The sequence below is a fragment of the Burkholderia sp. BCC1047 genome (assembly GCF_902833155.1).
Taxonomy (GTDB): domain Bacteria; phylum Pseudomonadota; class Gammaproteobacteria; order Burkholderiales; family Burkholderiaceae; genus Burkholderia; species Burkholderia sola.
Genome location: NZ_CADFEH010000079.1, coordinates 1 through 1,022, shown reverse-complemented (window position 1 = coordinate 1,022; position 1,022 = coordinate 1). Strand labels below are relative to the sequence as shown.

At 60.7% G+C, this 1,022-nt stretch carries 2 protein-coding genes; both read left to right on the top strand.

The window, feature by feature from the left end:
• Nucleotides 1–61 precede the first annotated feature (61 nt).
• Complete coding sequence (locus HWX55_RS36280) at nucleotides 62–322, top strand: transposase (protein WP_011546520.1); 261 nt, start codon at nucleotides 62–64, stop codon at nucleotides 320–322.
• Between the two features lie 38 nt (nucleotides 323–360).
• The coding region (locus HWX55_RS35885; RefSeq protein WP_244140711.1) for an IS3 family transposase at nucleotides 361–1,022 on the top strand (662 nt) is incomplete at its 3' end.

Genomic DNA, 1,022 nt, shown 5'->3' with positions numbered 1-1,022 from the left:
TGACCTGCTCCCCGCGTTTAGTACGGTGACGGTGTAGAGTCCGTTCCAGAGAGGAACGGCAATGAAAAAGCGATTCACCGAAGAACAAATCATCGGCATCTTGAAGGAAGCTGAGGCTGGCCTGAAGCCGGCGGAGCTGTGCCGAAAGTACGGCATCTCGGAAGCAACCTACTACAACTGGAAAGCGAAGTTCGGCGGGATGACGGTCTCCGAAGCGCAGCGCCTGAAGGAACTGGAGCAGGAGAACAACAAGCTCAAACGCCTGTTGGCCGAATCAATGCTCGACAACGCCGCGCTGAAGGACCTGCTGGCTCGAAAGTAGCAAGCCCGCAGGCCAAGCGCGAAGCGGTCCGAATCTTGATGACCGAACGCGCCATGGGTGTTACCCGAGCCTGCGGGCTGGTAGGGATTTCGCGCTCGCTGTTCCACTACGAATCACGCCGCCGAGTTGACGACGAAGCGCTGACTGGCCGGATGGTGGCCATTGCCGCGCAGAAGCGCCGCTACGGCTATCGCCGGATTCACGTGCTGTTGCAGCGGGATGGCTGCTTGGCCAACCACAAGCGCATTTGGCGCCTGTACAGCAAGGCGGGACTGAGCGTGCGCAAGCGGCGACGCAAGCGTATCGCGGCTGTCGAGCGCACGCCGCTGCCGTTACCAACAGGCCCGAATCAGAGCTGGTCGATGGACTTCGTTTCTGACGGGCTGGCCTATGGTCGGCGGTTTCGATGCCTGAACGTGGTCGACGACTACACGCGCGAGTGCTTGGCCATCGAGGTCGATACGTCGCTGCCGGGCTTACGAGTGCAGCAAGTGCTCGAGCGGCTCAAGGAGATGCGAGGCTTACCCGCATCCATCACGGTCGACAACGGGCCGGAGTTCGCTGGTAAGGTGCTGGATGCATGGGCCTACGAGGCCGGTGTCACGCTGTCGTTCATTCGGCCTGGCAAGCCGGTGGAGAATGCCTATATCGAGAGCTTCAACGGGCGGTTCCGCGATGAATGCCTGAACGAGCATTGGTT